Source organism: Sinomonas sp. R1AF57 (assembly GCF_002224485.1).
Lineage (GTDB): Bacteria > Actinomycetota > Actinomycetes > Actinomycetales > Micrococcaceae > Sinomonas > Sinomonas flava.
On sequence record NZ_CP022463.1, the window covers coordinates 1364984 to 1380921 of the forward strand.

The window sequence follows — 15938 nt, forward strand, 5'->3', positions numbered from 1 at the left end:
TTGAGCACTCTGCCTGTGATTCTGGGGACTTTGATCACTTCCCGCGCATGGCACCCGCGCGTACTCTGATCCGTGGATGTGGCGTTGTCAGGGAGCGGCAACGGGTCTCGCATACCGATCTCGGACTCGCCGCAGGGGGCGGAGCCTCCGGGGCCCGCGCTGCTGCGGGCGCGTTCATCAGTGATTGGGGTTGACCGTGGACACTCAGACGCCTTCGCACCCGGACCGGAGGACACGGTTCCAGCCCTCCCAGAGGGGCGGCTCTGTCCGCAGGATGGCGGCGGCCGTCCTCGCCGCCGTCCTGGGCGCCGCTGCTCTCGTGGGGCTCCAGGCGCCGGCGCCGGCGCGGAGCGCCACCGCGTGCGCCAACGGGGACATGAACATCGTGGCCCATACCGACGACGACCTGCTCTTCCTGAGCCCTGACTTCATGCGGGACCTCGAAGTGGACCGCTGTTCCCTCACGGTCTTCACCACAGCGGGGGAGGCGGGCGAAGGTGCCTCCTACTGGCAGAGCCTCGAGGCCGGCATCCAGGCGACGTATGCGCAGATGGCCGGCAAGGCGAACTCGTGGGTCGACATCGATGACGGCATCGCCAACCGGGACATCGCGCGGTGGCAGCTGAGCGGTTCCAACATCCAGGTGATGTTCCTCCGCATCCCGGACGGCTTCCCGGACGGCTCGGGCAGCGACACCTACAACTACCAGAGCATCCTCAAGCTCTGGAACGGCACGCTCAGCTCCGTCACACCGGTCGACGGCCGCGCGGCGTACACGAAGTCGCAGCTGGCCAGCATCCTGCTGCAGACCATGCAGTCCTTCAAGCCGACGACGCTGCGCACCCAGGACTGGACCGGCTCCTACACCAATCCCTACGACCACAGCGACCACTGGGCGACGGCGAAGTTCGCGCAGCAGGCCAGCGCCTCCTACACGGCGCCGCACACCCTCACCGGCTACGACGCGTACGTGATCGACGAGTACGCCCAGAACGTGTTCGACCCCGAGCTGACCAAGAAGGTGGACGCGTTCGTGACGTTCGCGGGCTACGACCACAACGTCTGCAACTCGCCGGGGGAGGGGTGCCCGGACTCGCCGTACAACGAGTGGCTCAAGCGCGAGTACCCCACTGCCATCCAGTGGACCAAGAACGCCGCCAAGGACTCCGGGACCACCGTCCAGGCCTCCTCCCAGGCGTCCAGCACCCAGAGCCCGGACCGCGCCCGCGACGGCTACGCGTGGGGCGCCCCCCAGGCTCCCGGGAAGGAATGGGTCTCCAACGGCGAGAAGACCGGCGCCTGGATCCAGTACACCTTCGGCTCGCCGACCGCCGTTTCGATGGTGAACCTGTTCGACCGTCCGCTCGCCGACCAGCAGGTCACGTCGGGCGTGCTCGACTTCTCCGACGGCACCTCGGTGCCGGTCGGCGCGCTCTACAACAACGGCGCCGGCACCACCGTGACCTTCCCGGGCCGGACCGTGACCTCGGTGAAGTTCACCGTCACCGGGGTAAGCCCGAGCACGACGGCGGCCGGCCTGGCCGAGTTCGAGGTCTTCAAGGGCGCCGACACCACGGCGCCGGTGATCACGGCGACGCCGCCTGGCGGCGCCTACCCCTCGGGCCAGACGGTGACGCTGAGCTCCAACGAGCCGTCGACGACCATCCGCTACACCACGGATGGCTCGACACCGACAGCCACGAGCCCCACGTACACGTCGCCGATTCCGATCGGTTCCGGGCTGACGCTGAAGTACTTCGGCAAGGACGCCGCCGGCAACTCGTCCGCGGTCGCGACGCAGACGTACACCCTCGCGGATGACAAGACCCCTCCCACAGTCACCGCGGATCCGGTCGGCGGAGCGTACCCGGCGGGGACGCAGATCAAGCTCACGGCCAATGAGCCCGCGACGATCCGGTACACGACGGACGGCTCGGATCCCGTGACCGCAGGGACCACCTACACCGGGCCGATCTCACTCGATGCGGCTATGACGCTCAAGTACTTCGCGACGGACAGTGCCGGGAATGCCTCGGCAGTTGCCCAGCAGGTATACACGATCGCCGCCGACACGACACCGCCGACGATCACGGCGAACCCGGTGGGCGGCACGTATCCCTCGGGACAGCAGATCACGCTGTCCTCCAACGAGGGCAACACGGCCATCTACTACACGACCGACGGCTCGACACCCACCACGGCCAGCACCCCGTACACCGGGCCGCTGACGCTGACTCAGACGTTCACGCTCTCCTACTTCGGGAAGGACTTGGCGGGGAACACGTCAACCGTCCAGAGCCAGACCTACACGCTCCAGCCCAAGCCGGTCACACCCTCCTGGCACGACTACACCGGCGACGGCTACGCGGACGTCCTCGCGGCGGACGGCGACCTCCTCAAGCTCTACAAGGGCGACGGCGCCGGCGGCATCGCGGCAGGCGTGCAGGTCGCCACGGGCTGGAGCGGGATGAACGCCACCATGACGCCGGGCGACTTCAACGGCGACGGCAAGAACGACGTCCTGGCCCGCAGGACCAGCGATGGCGCCCTCTTCCTCTATCCCGGCAACGGTTCGGGCGGCTTCGGCACCCGGGTCCAGGTCGGCTGGGGGTGGAACGTCATGACGGCGGTCCTCTCGCCCGGCGACTTCGACGGCGACGGCAACAGCGACGTCCTGGCACGGGACAGCGGCGGCGCCCTGTGGCTCTACCCGGGTGACGGGACCGGCGGCTGGAAGTCACGCGTCCAGGTTGGCTGGGGCTGGAACGTCATGAACGCGATCGTCAGCGGCCGCGACTTCAACGGCGACGGCAAGAACGACGTCATCGCACGCGACACCAACGGCACCCTCTGGCTGTACCCGGGCGACGGGGCCAACGGCTGGCTCAGCCGCTCCCAGATCGCCACCGGCTGGGGGTCAATGACGGCGATCGCGGCTCCCGGCGACCTCACGGGCGACGCCAAGACCGACATCATTGCCCGAGACGGCAGCGGCGTCCTCTGGCTCTACCCGGGCACCGGCACCGGCGGCATCGACGTGAACGGGCGCACGCAGCTCGCCACGGGGTGGGGTGCCTTGAAGTTCATCTCCTAGCCGCGAGAGGTCTGGGGACCCGGCAGGTCGATGTCGAGGTCCCCGCCGAGGCCCGTGCAGTCGACCGCTTCGGCGCCGTGCGCGGCGAGGTAGGGGCCGGCGCCCCGGTCGCCGGCGAGCTCGGCGAGGAGCGGGGCCCAGTGGTCCCGCCCGATGAGCACGGGGTGCCCTGGGCGGCCGCCGTACTCCGCACGGCGGAGCGAGCCCGGATCGACGGGGCCCGCGAGGACCTTCCTGAACGCCTCCTCCTGCAGCGAGGGCAGGTCGACGAGGGTCACGAGCACCGCGTTGGGGGCGGGTTCGATCGCTGCCGCGGCCTCGATGCCGGCACGGAGCGAAGCCGCCATGCCGGAGGCCCAAGCGGGCGCGACGACGGGGACGATCCTCGGATCGGCTGGCAGGAGCTGGCGTGCCTCCTCAGCTGCAGCGCCGAGCACGGCCAGCACGCGCGCACAGCCTGCCGACAGCGGAAGCAGGGCCGCCCGCGCGAGCCAGGGGCCGCCGTCGTCCGCCACCAATGCCTTGGGAGACCCCATCCTGCGGCCGGCGCCCGCCGCGAGCACGAGACCGACCACCTGCGCAGACGCCGGAGGGCCGGCAGCGGGAAGCTGCCGGCCCTCCGGGAGACCGCGATGCGTCAACCGATTGGCAGACGCAGATCAGAGCGGGCGGACCTTGGCGGCCTGGAGGCCCTTCGGGCCCTGCTGGGCCTCGAACTCGACCTTCTGGCCTTCCTGGAGCTCGCGGTAGCCCTTGGACTCGATCGCGGAGAAGTGCACGAAGATGTCCGCGCCGTTGTCATCGGGCGCGATGAACCCGAAGCCCTTTTCACTGTTGAACCACTTGACGGTGCCAGTTGCCATGCGTCCTCCTCGGGACGGGTGCAGCCTCGGCCTTCGGGGCTGCTCGCAGCGGTGTCCAGAAACCGCCAAGCAAGCACGGCCCCGGCCTCCGGCGGAGGATGGGCGCCGTGCAGACACAACGTGAAACACAACGACTACAGCTCAACCCTACAGGAGCAGAAAGGGGTCCGGCCAGTGGCGCGCGCGTCCCCTCGACGAGTCGGAAGGCCGCCTAGTCGAGACCGCGCTCGATGTCCGGGTTCTCCTCCTCGACGTCGAGCTCGATCAGCCGGTGCGGGTCGTGCAGGGGGTCGATCTCATCCATCGTCTCGGGGTTGTCGCTGGACCCCTCCGGGGCCTGGCTGTCCCTGCCGTCCAAGGGCTCGGTGAGGTCGTCGTCTTCGGTGTCGCCGTAGTCGAGGCTGTGCGTCATGGCTCCTCTTCTCCTCGTTGCCGCCGGGGCCCGTCCTGGCCCGGCACTGTGTGCGCCGCTGCGTCAGCCCGCGTCGAAGCGCTCGTCGTCGGTCTCGTCGCCGTCGCGGTCATTGCCCGAACCGTCGGGCAGGGAGTCGATGTCGGGAAGCACGGGCTCCGGCGCCTCGCGGGCCTCGGCCGTCGCGGTGGCCGCGCCGTTGGGCTCGACCAGTTCGGGGCTCTCGCTGCTCATCGCTGCTCCTTTCCGTCGCCGGGACGCCGCGCTGGCGGCTCCCTGGTTCAACGGTAGGCCCGTCCAGCGTCGAGCGACAGGAGCCAAGGGCCCTGTCTGCGGCGCGCCGCAATGTGCGGCGCCGACGGGCTCCCCGGACCGCCCTACCCCGCCCAGCGGTACTCGTTCTCCGGGCGCCCGGGGGTGCCGTACCGGGCGGAGCGCGTCAGCTCGCCGACGTCGGCCAGGTGCTCGAGGTAGCGGCGTGCCGTCACGCGGGAGATGCCGACGGCCTCCGTCAGCTCAGACGCGGAGACGGCGTCACCGCGCAGGCGCAGGTAGTCCCTGACGGCCTCGAGGGTGTGCGCCGAGAGGCCCTTCGGCAGCGGCTTCGACACCGGCGCGCGCAGCGCGGCGAGGGCCTCGTCCACGGCGGCCTGCGAGGTCGGGCCAGCGTGTCCCGCCAGCGCCTGGCGGTACGCCCGGTAGTGCTCCAGGCGCTCGGCGAACGCCGCGAAGGTGAACGGCTTGATGAGGTACTGCACGACCCCCACCGAGATCGCGCGCCGCACGACGGGCAGCTCGCGGACAGCGGTGATCGCGATGATGTCCACGGGATGCCCCGCCGCCCGCAGGCGCCGGCCCACGTCGAGACCATGGAGGTCTGGGAGGTTCATGTCGAGCAGGACGAGGTCCACCGGTGTCCCCGCCGCGGCGAGCTGGCCCGCGAGGCGGAGGGCCGACGCGCCGTCGTGCGCGGTGCCGGAATGGACGAAGCCCGGCACCCGCCCGACGTAGGCCGCGTGGGCGTCCGCTGCGATCGGCTCGTCCTCGACGACGAGCACCCGGATGGCCCGGGTTGCCTCTGCTGCCTGGGTCACGGCACGTGCTCCTTCCGTGGCAGGACGACGGTGAAGACGGCACCCTTGCCAGGCGTCAGGGCCAGGGATCCGCCGAGCCGCTCGACGGAGCGCTTGACGAGCGCGAGGCCCAGTCCTCGGCCCGGGCCCGTGTGCGGCTTGGTCGAGTACCCGTACTGGAGGATCCGGTCGGCCTCCTCCGCCGGCACGCCCGTCCCGCTGTCCGCCACCTCGATCACGACGTCGTCGCCCTCCTCCGCGATCCCGAGCGACACCCAGCGCGGCGGCTCGCCGGCGGCCGCGGCGTCGATCGCGTTGTCGACGAGGTTGCCGACGATGGTCACGAGGTCCTGCGGCGCCATGCCGGATCCGGCCAGCGTCGCGGACGCGTCGGCGTCGAGGCGCACGCCGCGCTCATTGGCCTGGGCGGCCTTGCCCATGACGAGCGCGGCGAGGACGGGCTCGTCGAGGGAGACCACGAGCTCGTCGGCCAGGGACTGGCTCAGCTTCAGGTCCTCGGTGGCGAACGAGAGCGCCTCCGCGGTGCGCCCGAGCTCGAGCAGGGAGACGATCGTGTGGAGCCGATTCCCGTGCTCGTGGGCCTGGCTGCGGAGGGCATCGGAGAGCGTGCGCAGCGTCTCGAGCTCGCTGCCGAGCGCGGCGATCTCGGTCCGGTCCCGGAGGGTCGCGACCGCGCCGATCACCTTGGGGCGCCGTCCCTCGCGGATGGTCGCCGGTTCCTGGTTGACCACGAGGACGCGGTCGGACGTCAGGTGGATCTCGTCGTGGGCGCTGCGGCCGCTGGCGAGCAGCTCGCGCAGGCTCTCGGGCAGCGCGAGGCCATCCAGCCCGGCCGGCTCCGCGCCGTCGTCGTGCTCGGGGAGGCCCAGGAGGCGCGAGGCCTGGTCGTTCCGGATCACCACCCTGCCCCGCCGGTCCACGAGAACCACGCCCTCCCGGACCGAATGCAGCACCGACTCGTAGTACGCGAACAGCTGGCCCAGCTCCTCCGGGCCGTAGCCGCGCGTGACGCGGGACAGGTACCGGCCGAGGCCGAGCGAGCCGAGCGAGCCGAGGGCGAGCACGACGGCGGCGATCGCCAGGAGCGCCGGGAGCCGGCCCGCGGCGGCCACCTCGAGCGCGCTCACGCGGACGCCGGCGGCGACCATGCCGACGACCTTGCCCCCGTCGACGATCGGGACGATCGACCGGACCGAGGGCCCCAGCGTCCCGGTGTAGGTCTCCGTGAGCGCGTGCCCCGCGAGCGCCTCGTCCACGCTCCCGAGGTACTTCCCCCCGATCTGCTCGGGATTCGCGTGGGTCCAGCGGGTCCGGTCCGGAGCCATGATCGTGACGAAGTCCAGGTCCGCGTCCTGGATGACCTGCTCGGCGTAGGGCTGCAGGACGGGGGAGGGGTCCGTCGTCGCCGCATTCCGCGCGGCGTCGATGACGAACGGGCTGTCCGCGATGGCCTCCGCCGTGGAGAGCGTCCGCCGCCCGGCGTTCTGGTGGGTCTGGTCGCGGGCGTCCACGTACATGGCCGTCCCGATGAATGCCGTCAGGGCCACGACGGCGAGGACCAGGATCGCGAGGAGCCTGCTCGCGAGGCTCATCCTCCTCATGCTGGTCCTTTCCATGTCGGGGGTTTCCTGTGACCAATATGACCGCAACGGTGAGGTCTGTCACAGCGCGGGAAAGAGTAGGGGGTGAACAGGCCCACACCGGGCCTCAGCCAAGGTATCAAGGAGCATCCCGTGGCAACGTCGCCAACGGCCCCCGAGCGGGCGCCCGCCAAGAAGCCTGCCGACCGCACGCACGTCCTCTACATCGCCGTCATCGTCGCCGTCGTGCTCGGCGTCGTCGTCGGCCTCCTCTTCCCCGGCAAGGACGGGTTCGCTGCGGATCTCAAGCCGCTCGGCGACGGATTCGTGGCCCTCATCAAGATGATGATCGCCCCGGTCATCTTCTGCACGATCGTGCTGGGCATCGGCTCGATCGCGAAGGCCGCCACCGTCGGCAAGGTCGGCGGGCTCGCCCTCCTGTACTTCATGGTCATGAGCACCTTCGCGCTCGCGATCGGCCTCGTGGTGGGCAACTTCATCCACCCGGGCGAGGGCCTGAACCTCAAGGACGCCACGTACAAGGCGACCGAGTCCGCGGACACCACGAACTTCCTGCTGGGCATCATCCCCAAGACGCTCGTGTCCTCCCTGACCTCAGGCGAGATCCTCCAGACGCTCTTTGTGGCGCTCCTCGTCGGCTTCGCACTCCAGCGCATGGGCAAGACCGGCGCGCTGCTGCTCGAGTTCATCCGCCAGGCGCAGGTGCTCGTGTTCCGCATCCTCATCATGATCATGTGGCTGGCCCCGATCGGCGCCTTCGGTGCCATCGCCGCCGTGGTCGGCGCCACCGGCTGGAAGGCCGTCCTGAGCCTGCTGACGCTGATGGTCGCCTTCTACATCACCTGCATCCTTTTCATCGTCTTCATCCTCGGCACGATCCTGAAGGTCGTCTCGGGCGTGAACATCTTCAAGCTCATGAAGTACCTGGGCCGCGAGTACCTCATCATCGTCTCGACGTCCTCCTCTGAGGCCGCCCTGCCGCGCCTCATCGCCAAGATGGAGCACCTCGGCGTCTCCAAGCCGGTCGTCGGCGTGACGGTTCCGACGGGCTACTCGTTCAACCTGGACGGCACCGCGATCTACCTGACGATGGCGTCCCTGTTCATCGCCACGGCCATGGGCCAGCCTCTCGCCCTGGGCGAGCAGATCGGACTCCTCGTGTTCATGATCATCGCCTCCAAGGGTGCGGCCGGCGTCTCCGGCGCGGGCCTCGCGACCCTCGCCGGCGGCCTCCAGGCGCACGCGCCTCAGCTCGTGGGCGGCGTCTCGTTCATCGTCGGCATCGACCGCTTCATGTCCGAGGCCCGCGCGCTGACCAACTTCACGGGCAACGCCGTCGCCACCGTCCTGATGGGCACGTGGACCCGGGAGATCGACACGGACCGCGTCGGCGAGGTCCTCTCGGGCCGGCGCCCGTTCGACGAGACGACGATGCTCGCCGGGCACGGCCACGGCGGCGAGCCCGAGAGCGAGGACGTCGTCGGCGCGCCGGGCGAGCCCGCCCGCACCTGACCCGCCCCGCCTGAGGGTCACCTCCCGTGGGTCTTTGCCTGGCATCGACCCACACGAGGTGGCCCTCAGCCGCGTCCGGAGCGGAAACCTTGAAGTTCCAGTTGAAGGTGAGGCGCGCCGGAGGGGCATTTGTCAAGGTCCCGGGGATGCGTGTTGCGGCTGTGTAGGCTGAGGACTCAAGGACGCCGCAGGCAAGCCAGCCCAGCAAGCGAATCGAAAGTGTGGATGGTTACGTGAGCACAGAGCAGAGCGCAGCGACTCTGGACGGCATTTCCGCAGACATCGCCGGGACCGAGCTCGGCCCCACTGGGCGGCCCCTGCGCGAGTTCCCCGAGCCCGCGCCCCTGTCCTCCCACGGCCCGGCCCGCATCATCGCGATGGTCAACCAGAAGGGCGGCGTCGGCAAGACCACCTCCGCCATCAACCTCGCCGCCGCGCTCGCGGAGTACGGCCGCAAGGTCCTGATCGTCGACTTCGACCCGCAGGGTGCTGCCTCGGCCGGCTTCGGCATCAACCCCCACGAGCTCGAGACGACCGTGTACAACGTCATGATGGACCGCCACGTCGACGTCCATTCGGCGATCCGGCACACCGAGGTCGAGAATGTCGACCTCCTCCCGGCGAACATCGACCTCTCGGCGGCCGAAGTCCAGCTCGTGACCGAGGTCGCGCGCGAACAGGTCCTCGCTGGCGCGCTGCGGCGTGTCGAGGACGAGTACGACGTCATCCTCATCGACTGCCAGCCTTCCCTGGGCCTCCTGACGGTCAACGCGCTCACGGCCGCGCACGGCGTCGTGATCCCGCTCATCTGCGAGTTCTTCGCCCTGCGCGCGGTGGCCCTGCTCGTCGAGACGATCGAGAAGGTCCAGGACCGCCTGAACCCGCGCCTCACCGTGGACGGCGTCCTGGCCACGATGTACGACGCCCGCACGCTCCACTCCCGCGAGGTCCTCGCCCGGCTGGTCGAGGCCTTCGGCGACAAGGTCTTCGACACGGTCATCAAGCGCACCATCAAGTTCGCCGACGCAACCGTCGCCGCCGAGCCCATCACCCGCTACGCGTCCAACCACCCGGGCGCCGAGGCGTACCGCCGGCTGGCCCGCGAGCTCGTGGCCCGCGGTGGCGCCCCCTAGCCAGGAGGCGGGGACGGCGCACGACGCCGCGCGGCCGGCATCCGCAGACCTCTCGCCCGAACTCCCCGGCGACCAGCCGTCCGGGAACCGCGGCGGGTTCGAGGTTCGCCTCGAGAACTTCACCGGCCCCTTCGACCTGCTCCTCGGGCTCATCGCGAAGCACCGCCTCGACATCACCGAGGTGGCCCTGGCGACCGTCACGGACGACTTCATCGCGTACATCCGCGCGCTCCAGGAGCGCGGCGAGGACTGGGCCCTGGACGAGGCAAGCGAGTTCCTCGTCATCGCCGCGACCCTCCTCGACCTCAAGGCCGCCCGCCTGCTTCCCGCCGGGGAGGTCGAGGACGAGGAGGACGTGGCCCGGCTCGAGGCCCGGGACCTCCTGTTCGCGCGCCTCCTGCAGTACAGGGCCTTCAAGGAGATCGCAGCGGTCTTCGCTTCGACCCTCGAGGAGGAGGGCCGCCGCTACCCCCGGACCGTGACCCTCGAGCCGTCCTTCGCCGCGCTCCTGCCCGATCTCGTGTGGCAGCACACCCCCGAGCAGTTCGCGGCCATTGCCGCGAGGGCGTTCGCGCCGAAGGAGGAGGCGCCGAGCGAGGTCGGCGTGGAGCACCTCCACGCTCCTCCCGTGAGCGTGCGCGAGCAGGCCGAGCTCATCGGGCTCCGCCTGCAGGCTGCCGGCCCCTTGAGCTTCCGGGCCCTCACGGCGGACGCCGCGAGCCGGCTGGTCGTCGTCGTGCGCTTCCTCGCGCTGCTCGAGCTCTTCCGTGACCGCGCGGTGGCGTTCGAGCAGGCCGCCCCGCTGGCGGAGCTGAGCGTGCGCTGGACCGCCGCCGCCAGCTGGACCTCGGAGCGGATGGGCGAGGAGTACGACGGCGCCGCCATCCCCGCCGTGCCGGGCGGCATGTCCGAGAACGACGAAAGCTGGGAAGATGGCCATGACGGATGAGGGCAGGATCGGAGCCGCGCTCGAGGCGGTGCTCATGGTGGTCGACGAGCCGGTGGGCGCGGCCGAGCTCGCGAGCGTCCTCGACGTGCCGCAGCCGGAGGTCGAGGCCCACCTCTCCCGCCTCGCGGGGGAGTACGACCGCCAGGGACGGGGATTCGAACTGCGGTCCGTGGCAGGGGGATGGCGCTTCTACTCGCGGCCCGACTTCGCGGAGATCGTGTCCCGCTACGTCATCGAGGGACAGACCGCGCGGCTCACTCAGGCTGCGCTCGAGACGCTCGCCGTCATCGCGTACCGCCAGCCTGTGGCGCGCTCGCGGGTCGCCGCGATCCGGGGCGTCAACGTCGACTCGGTGGTCAAGACGCTCGTGACCCGCGGACTCGTCGAGGAGGCTGGCACGGACCCCGAGTCGGGAGCCATCCTGTACTCCACGACCTCCTATTTCCTCGAGCGGCTCGGGATCGGCTCCGTGGCCGAGCTGCCCCAGATTTCCCCGCACCTCCCGGGGCTCGACGAGCTCGGCTCGATCGACGGCGCGTACCCCTGACCGCGGGCCGCCGGGGCGCCGAGCGGGCCATCCGGTATCCTTGACTGCGGGCATTCGCCCTCACCTACCAACGCGTCCCTCCGGCCACCCCGGATTCCCGGGCGCTTCATACTGCAAAGGCATTGGTCATGACACAGGCGGGACGCCAGGGTTCACCCAACGGAGGACACCCTCGCAGGAACGGTTCATCGGGCGCCGGCTCGCGCGGCGGCGCCGCGCGCGGAGGCGCGAAGGGCGCCCCCAAGTCGCCCGCGCGCAAGCGGGGCGATCGCCCCCAGGCCAAGGGATCCGGTGCGGCGCCGTTCGCGGGGGAGCGCTTCGGGAAGAACCTCGGCCCCGTCCGCAGGGACAAGCCGCAGCGGGACTCCGCAGGGGGCCGCAAGTCGCCCACCCCGCTGCCCCAGCACACGCCGCGGTCGCGGGCCGAGATGAGCGAGGAGGGCGTGCGCCTGCAGAAAGTCATGGCCAACGCCGGCGTCGCGTCGCGCCGCGTCTGCGAGGAGCTCATCGCGGAGGGCCGCGTCGAGGTCAATGGGCAGATCGTCACCGAGCTCGGTTCGCGCGTCAACCCCGAGACCGATGTCATCCACGTGGACGGCGTGCGGGTCCAGACCAACGAGCACCTCGTCTACATGGCGTTCAACAAGCCGCGCGGGGTCGTGTCCACGATGGACGACCCCGAGGGCCGGCCGTGCATCTCGGACTACCTCCGCCCGGGCTCGCCGGAGCGGCTCTTCCACGTCGGGCGGCTCGACACCAACACCGAGGGCCTGCTGCCCCTGACCAACGACGGCGAGCTCGCGAACCGGCTGACGCACCCGTCCTACGAGGTGCCCAAGACTTATGTCGTCCAGGTGCGCGGCCCGATGCCGCAGGGCGTCGGCGCCCAGCTGCGCCGCGGCGTCGAGCTCGAGGACGGCCTTGCGAAGGTCGACTCGTTCCGGCTCGTCGACTCGACCCCAGGCTTCGTGCTGTGCGAGGTCGTGCTCCATTCCGGCAAGAACCGGATCGTGCGCCGCATGTTCGACGCCGTCGGGTTCCCCGTCCAGCGCCTCGTGCGCGCCAAGATCGGTCCCATCGGCCTCGGAGACCAGAAGCAGGGCACCGTCCGCCGCCTCGGCAAGCAGGAGATCGGCCACCTCATGGCGGCCGTGGGTCTCTGATCCGGGACGAGAGAATGGCTGTCACCCACCTTCACGGGCCCGTCGTCGTGATCGGCACGGGCCTTCTCGGAACGAGCATCGGGCTCGGTCTCGAGCACCGCGGCGTGCCGGTGTTCCTCGAGGACCCCTCGCCGACCAACCAGGCCGTCGCGGTCGACATCGGAGCCGGACGGCCGGTCGCGGAGCTGGAGGCGGACCCAGGTGCGCAGCCCGAGGTCGTCGTCGTCGCCGCGCCGCCCGACGTGACCGCCGACGTCGTCGCGCGCTCCCTCGAGCGGTGGCCGCGCGCCGTCGTCGTGGACATTGCGAGCGTCAAGGGCGCGATCCTCGCCGACCTCCGCGGGCGCGGGGTGGACCTGTCCCGCTACGTGGGCACGCACCCCATGGCCGGGCGGGAGAAGTCCGGGCCGGTTGCCGCCCGGGGCGAGCTGTTCACGTCGATGCCCTGGGTCGTGTGCCCCGGGGGAGAGGCGGCGCCCGACGCCGTCCGCGCGGCCAAGGCGCTCGGCGCTGACCTCGGCGCCACGGTGGTCGAGTTCGGCCCCGAGGAGCACGACGAGGCGGTGGCCCTCGTGAGCCACCTCCCGCAGGTCATGTCCTCGCTGCTCGCCTCGCGGCTGCAGGGCACGGACCTGCGCCTGCTCGCCCTCGCGGGCAACGGGCTCCGTGACACCACGAGGATCGCCGCGAGCGACCCGGGCCTCTGGGTGCAGATCCTCGGGGCGAACGCGCCGAAGATCGTCGAGCACCTCTACGGCGTCCGCGAGGACGTCGAGCGGCTCATCCGCACTCTCGAGGCCCCGGCGGCGCCGGGTGCGCGGCTCGACCTCGCGCAGCTCATGGCGGAGGGCAATGCCGGGCAGGCACGGATCCCGGGCAAGCACGGCGGACCGCCGCATGCCTTCGCCTGGCTCACGGTGCTCGTGGACGACCGCCCGGGCCAGATCGCCAGGCTCCTGACGGAGATCGGCGAGATCGGGGTGAACCTCGAAGACCTCCGCCTCGACCACTCGTCGGGCCGGAACGTGGGCATGGTGGAGATCTCCGTGCTCCCGAGCAAGCACGATGCACTGGTAACGGAACTGGAGGAGCGCGGATGGCGGGTACTGCAATGAGCGCGCGGCAGGATGCGCAGCACGGTGGGTCGCTGAGCTCGGCGAGCACGTCCGAGGGGACGTCCGTCCGGTACACCCCGGGCCCCGGCGGCGGTCCGGCGCAGTCGGGCCAGCCGCTGCGCGTGGGCCGTCCCCTCGTCGTCGCGATCGACGGGCCCTCAGGCTCGGGGAAGTCGAGCATCTCCAAGGAGGTGGCGCGCCGGCTGCGGCTCGCGTACCTCGACACGGGGGCGATGTACCGCGCCGTGGCGTGGGACTGCCTCGAGCGGGGCCTCGACCTCGCGGACGGCGCCCTCGTCGAGGCCGCCGCGCGGGCGCTCGACCTCGAGCTGAGCACGAGCGCCGACGCGGAGCGCGTCGTCGTGCGCGGCCACGACGTGACCGCGGAGATCCGCGAGCCGCGGATCTCCTCCGCCGTGAGTGCCGTCGCCACGAATCTCGGCGTCCGCGACGAGCTCATCCGCCGCCAGCGCGCCCTCATCGCCGCCCACGGCCGCCGCATGGTGGTCGAAGGCCGGGACATCACCACCGTCGTGGCGCGCGACGCCGAGGTCCGGCTCCTGCTGACGGCCTCCGAGGAGGCGCGCATGCGCCGCCGTGGCGCCCAGCTCGGCGGGACCCAGACCGCGGAGCAGCTGCGCGAGCAGGTCGTCGCGCGGGACGCGAAGGATTCGACGGTCGCGAGCTTCACCCAGGCCGCGGACGGCGTCTTCACCGTCGACTCGTCCGACCTGGACTTCGACCAGACCGTCGACGCCGTGCTCGGCGTCGTGCACGCGGCCGTCGGCGGCCGCCCGGCCGGCGCCTGAGCCGGCCCCCAGAGATGTCAAGGAGACTCACATGACCGAATCCGTGGAAACCGGATCCTCATCGGCCCAGGACGACGAGTTCGTGCCCGAGGGCACCGACGAGGTCGCCGAGCACCTCGCCGCAATGGACGACTCCGAGGCGGAGCAGCGTGCTGCGACGCTCCGGGCCGGGCTGGACGACTACGAGCTCGACGACGAGGACGCGCGCCTCCTTGCGGGCCTCGGCGAGGAGTGGGACCCGGACGCGCCCACGCGCATGGACCCCGTGCTCGCGATCATCGGCCGGCCCAACGTGGGCAAGTCCACGCTCGTGAACCGCATCCTCGGCCGGCGCGAGGCGGTCGTCGAGGACGTCCCCGGCGTCACGCGGGACCGCGTGTCCTACCCGGCAGAGTGGAACGGGCGGAAGTTCACCCTCGTCGACACCGGCGGCTGGGAGCGCGACGCCAAGGGCATCCACGCCATGGTGGCCGAGCAGGCCGAGATCGCCGTCGGCCTCGCCGACGCCGTGATGTTCGTGGTCGACTCCACCGTGGGGGCGACCGCAACCGACGAGGCGGTCATGCGCATGCTGCGCAAGTCCAAGAAGCCGGTCCTGCTCGTGGCCAACAAGGTCGACGACTTTGCCCAGGAGGCCGACGCCTCGGTCCTGTGGGGCCTCGGCTTCGGCCAGCCCTGGCCCGTCTCGGCGCTGCACGGCCGCGGCGTCGCCGACCTCCTCGACGCCGCCCTGGAGGTGCTGCCGGAGTTCTCGGCCGTCGCTGGGGTGGAACGCTCGGGCGGCCCGCGCCGCGTGGCCCTCATCGGCCGTCCCAACGTGGGCAAGTCCTCGCTCCTGAACAAGCTCGCCGGCTCCGAGCGGGCGGTCGTGAACGAGATGGCCGGGACCACGCGCGACCCGATCGACGAGTACATCGAGCTCGGCGGCAAGACGTGGCGCTTCGTCGACACAGCGGGCATCCGCCGCCGCCAGCACATGTCCCAGGGCGCGGAGTACTACGCGTCCCTGCGGACGCAGGCCGCGCTCGAGAAGGCGGAGGTCGCCGTCGTGCTCCTCGCCGCGGACGAGGTGCTCGCGGAGCAGGACGTGCGCATCCTCAACCTCGCGATCGAGTCGGGGCGCGCGCTCGTGATCGCATTCAACAAGTGGGACCTCATGGACGACGAGCGGCGCCGCTGGCTCGAGCGTGAGATCGAGAAGGACCTCGCCCACGTCGAATGGGCTCCGCGCGTGAACATCTCGGCGAAGACGGGCTGGCACCGGGACCGCCTCGTGCCGGCGCTCGAGAAGGCGCTCGAGGGATGGGACACCCGCATCCCGACCGGTCGGCTCAATGCGTTCCTGGGCGAGCTCGTGGCCGCGCATCCCCATCCAGTGCGCGGTGGCAAGCAGCCGCGCATCCTGTTCGGGACCCAGGCGCAGAGCCGCCCGCCCAAGTTCGTCCTGTTCACCACCGGGTTCCTGGACCCGGGCTACCGCCGCTTCATCACGCGCCGGCTGCGCGAGACGTTCGGCTTCGAGGGCACCCCGATCGAGATCGGGATGCGCGTGCGCGAGAGGCGCTCGAAGAAGAAGTAACGGCCACCACCGCGGACGACGGCGGCGCCTCACCCACGCGGGTGAGGCGCCGCCGTCGTGCTTCCCG

Annotated in this window: 15 protein-coding genes; 9 read left to right on the plus strand and 6 right to left on the minus strand. The window is 71.0% G+C overall.

The window, feature by feature from the left end; genetic code table 11:
- The first annotated feature begins 196 nt into the window (after positions 1–196).
- The gene (locus CGQ25_RS06260) at positions 197–3094 is read left to right on the plus strand and encodes a chitobiase/beta-hexosaminidase C-terminal domain-containing protein (protein WP_208712298.1); all 2898 of its coding nucleotides are present in this window, start codon (positions 197–199) and stop codon (positions 3092–3094) included.
- Here the strand turns inward: CGQ25_RS06260 and CGQ25_RS06265 are convergent.
- From CGQ25_RS06265 to CGQ25_RS06290, 6 genes are all read right to left on the minus strand, one after another.
- Complete coding sequence (locus tag CGQ25_RS06265) at positions 3091–3669, minus strand: NTP transferase domain-containing protein (protein WP_208712299.1); 579 nt, start codon at positions 3667–3669, stop codon at positions 3091–3093. The genes CGQ25_RS06260 and CGQ25_RS06265 overlap by 4 nt on opposite strands.
- Before the next feature lie 84 nt (positions 3670–3753).
- A complete protein-coding gene (locus CGQ25_RS06270; RefSeq protein WP_208712300.1) occupies positions 3754–3957 on the minus strand; it encodes a cold-shock protein in 204 nt (67 codons plus the stop codon).
- Between the two features lie 211 nt (positions 3958–4168).
- Positions 4169–4369, minus strand: coding sequence for a hypothetical protein (locus CGQ25_RS06275; RefSeq protein WP_208712301.1), 201 nt, complete (start codon positions 4367–4369; stop codon positions 4169–4171).
- A gap of 63 nt (positions 4370–4432) precedes the next feature.
- Positions 4433–4603 (minus strand): hypothetical protein, encoded by a 171-nt coding sequence (locus CGQ25_RS06280; protein ID WP_208712302.1) that lies wholly within the window; start codon positions 4601–4603, stop codon positions 4433–4435.
- A gap of 143 nt (positions 4604–4746) precedes the next feature.
- A complete protein-coding gene (locus tag CGQ25_RS06285; protein WP_255405617.1) occupies positions 4747–5463 on the minus strand; it encodes a response regulator in 717 nt (238 codons plus the stop codon).
- Entirely contained in the window at positions 5460–7064 is a 1605-nt protein-coding gene (locus CGQ25_RS06290) for a sensor histidine kinase (RefSeq protein ID WP_208712303.1), read from the minus strand. Before CGQ25_RS06290 ends, CGQ25_RS06285 begins: the two co-directional genes overlap by 4 nt.
- Before the next feature lie 132 nt (positions 7065–7196).
- Between CGQ25_RS06290 and CGQ25_RS06295 the strand changes: the two genes are divergently transcribed.
- The 8 genes from CGQ25_RS06295 to der all read left to right on the plus strand — a co-directional run bounded on the left by CGQ25_RS06295 (position 7197) and on the right by der (position 15871).
- Entirely contained in the window at positions 7197–8576 is a 1380-nt protein-coding gene (locus CGQ25_RS06295; RefSeq protein WP_208712304.1) for a cation:dicarboxylate symporter family transporter, read from the plus strand.
- A 233-nt stretch (positions 8577–8809) separates the two neighbouring features.
- Positions 8810–9709, plus strand: coding sequence for a ParA family protein (locus tag CGQ25_RS06300; RefSeq protein WP_208712305.1), 900 nt, complete (start codon positions 8810–8812; stop codon positions 9707–9709).
- A complete protein-coding gene (locus CGQ25_RS06305; RefSeq protein ID WP_208712306.1) occupies positions 9696–10658 on the plus strand; it encodes a ScpA family protein in 963 nt (320 codons plus the stop codon). Before CGQ25_RS06300 ends, CGQ25_RS06305 begins: the two co-directional genes overlap by 14 nt.
- Complete coding sequence (gene scpB / locus CGQ25_RS06310) at positions 10648–11205, plus strand: SMC-Scp complex subunit ScpB (RefSeq protein ID WP_208712939.1); 558 nt, start codon at positions 10648–10650, stop codon at positions 11203–11205. The genes CGQ25_RS06305 and scpB overlap by 11 nt, the downstream gene beginning before the upstream one ends.
- A 128-nt stretch (positions 11206–11333) precedes the next feature.
- On the plus strand, positions 11334–12368 hold the full coding sequence (locus CGQ25_RS06315) for a pseudouridine synthase (RefSeq protein ID WP_208712307.1): 1035 nt from the start codon (positions 11334–11336) through the stop codon (positions 12366–12368).
- Between the two features lie 14 nt (positions 12369–12382).
- The gene (locus tag CGQ25_RS06320; protein ID WP_208712308.1) at positions 12383–13483 is read left to right on the plus strand and encodes a prephenate dehydrogenase; all 1101 of its coding nucleotides are present in this window, start codon (positions 12383–12385) and stop codon (positions 13481–13483) included.
- Complete coding sequence (gene cmk / locus CGQ25_RS06325) at positions 13465–14292, plus strand: (d)CMP kinase (protein WP_255405618.1); 828 nt, start codon at positions 13465–13467, stop codon at positions 14290–14292. The genes CGQ25_RS06320 and cmk overlap by 19 nt, the downstream gene beginning before the upstream one ends.
- A 31-nt stretch (positions 14293–14323) precedes the next feature.
- Positions 14324–15871, plus strand: a complete 1548-nt coding sequence (gene der, locus CGQ25_RS06330; protein WP_208712309.1) for a ribosome biogenesis GTPase Der — start codon at positions 14324–14326, stop codon at positions 15869–15871.
- Positions 15872–15938: the final 67 nt, after the last annotated feature.

Bases quoted from the DNA above. Each gene is read 5' to 3' on its own strand.
- CGQ25_RS06270 (WP_208712300.1), bottom strand. From the start codon at position 3,957: ATGGCAACTGGCACCGTCAAGTGGTTCAACAGTGAAAAGGGCTTCGGG.
- CGQ25_RS06275 (WP_208712301.1), bottom strand. From the start codon at position 4,369: ATGACGCACAGCCTCGACTACGGCGACACCGAAGACGACGACCTCACC.
- CGQ25_RS06280 (WP_208712302.1), bottom strand. From the start codon at position 4,603: ATGAGCAGCGAGAGCCCCGAACTGGTCGAGCCCAACGGCGCGGCCACC.
- CGQ25_RS06290 (WP_208712303.1), bottom strand. From the start codon at position 7,064: ATGAGGAGGATGAGCCTCGCGAGCAGGCTCCTCGCGATCCTGGTCCTC.
- scpB (WP_208712939.1), top strand. From the start codon at position 10,648: ATGACGGATGAGGGCAGGATCGGAGCCGCGCTCGAGGCGGTGCTCATG.
- CGQ25_RS06315 (WP_208712307.1), top strand. From the start codon at position 11,334: ATGACACAGGCGGGACGCCAGGGTTCACCCAACGGAGGACACCCTCGC.
- CGQ25_RS06320 (WP_208712308.1), top strand. From the start codon at position 12,383: ATGGCTGTCACCCACCTTCACGGGCCCGTCGTCGTGATCGGCACGGGC.
- cmk (WP_255405618.1), top strand. From the start codon at position 13,465: ATGGCGGGTACTGCAATGAGCGCGCGGCAGGATGCGCAGCACGGTGGG.
- der (WP_208712309.1), top strand. From the start codon at position 14,324: ATGACCGAATCCGTGGAAACCGGATCCTCATCGGCCCAGGACGACGAG.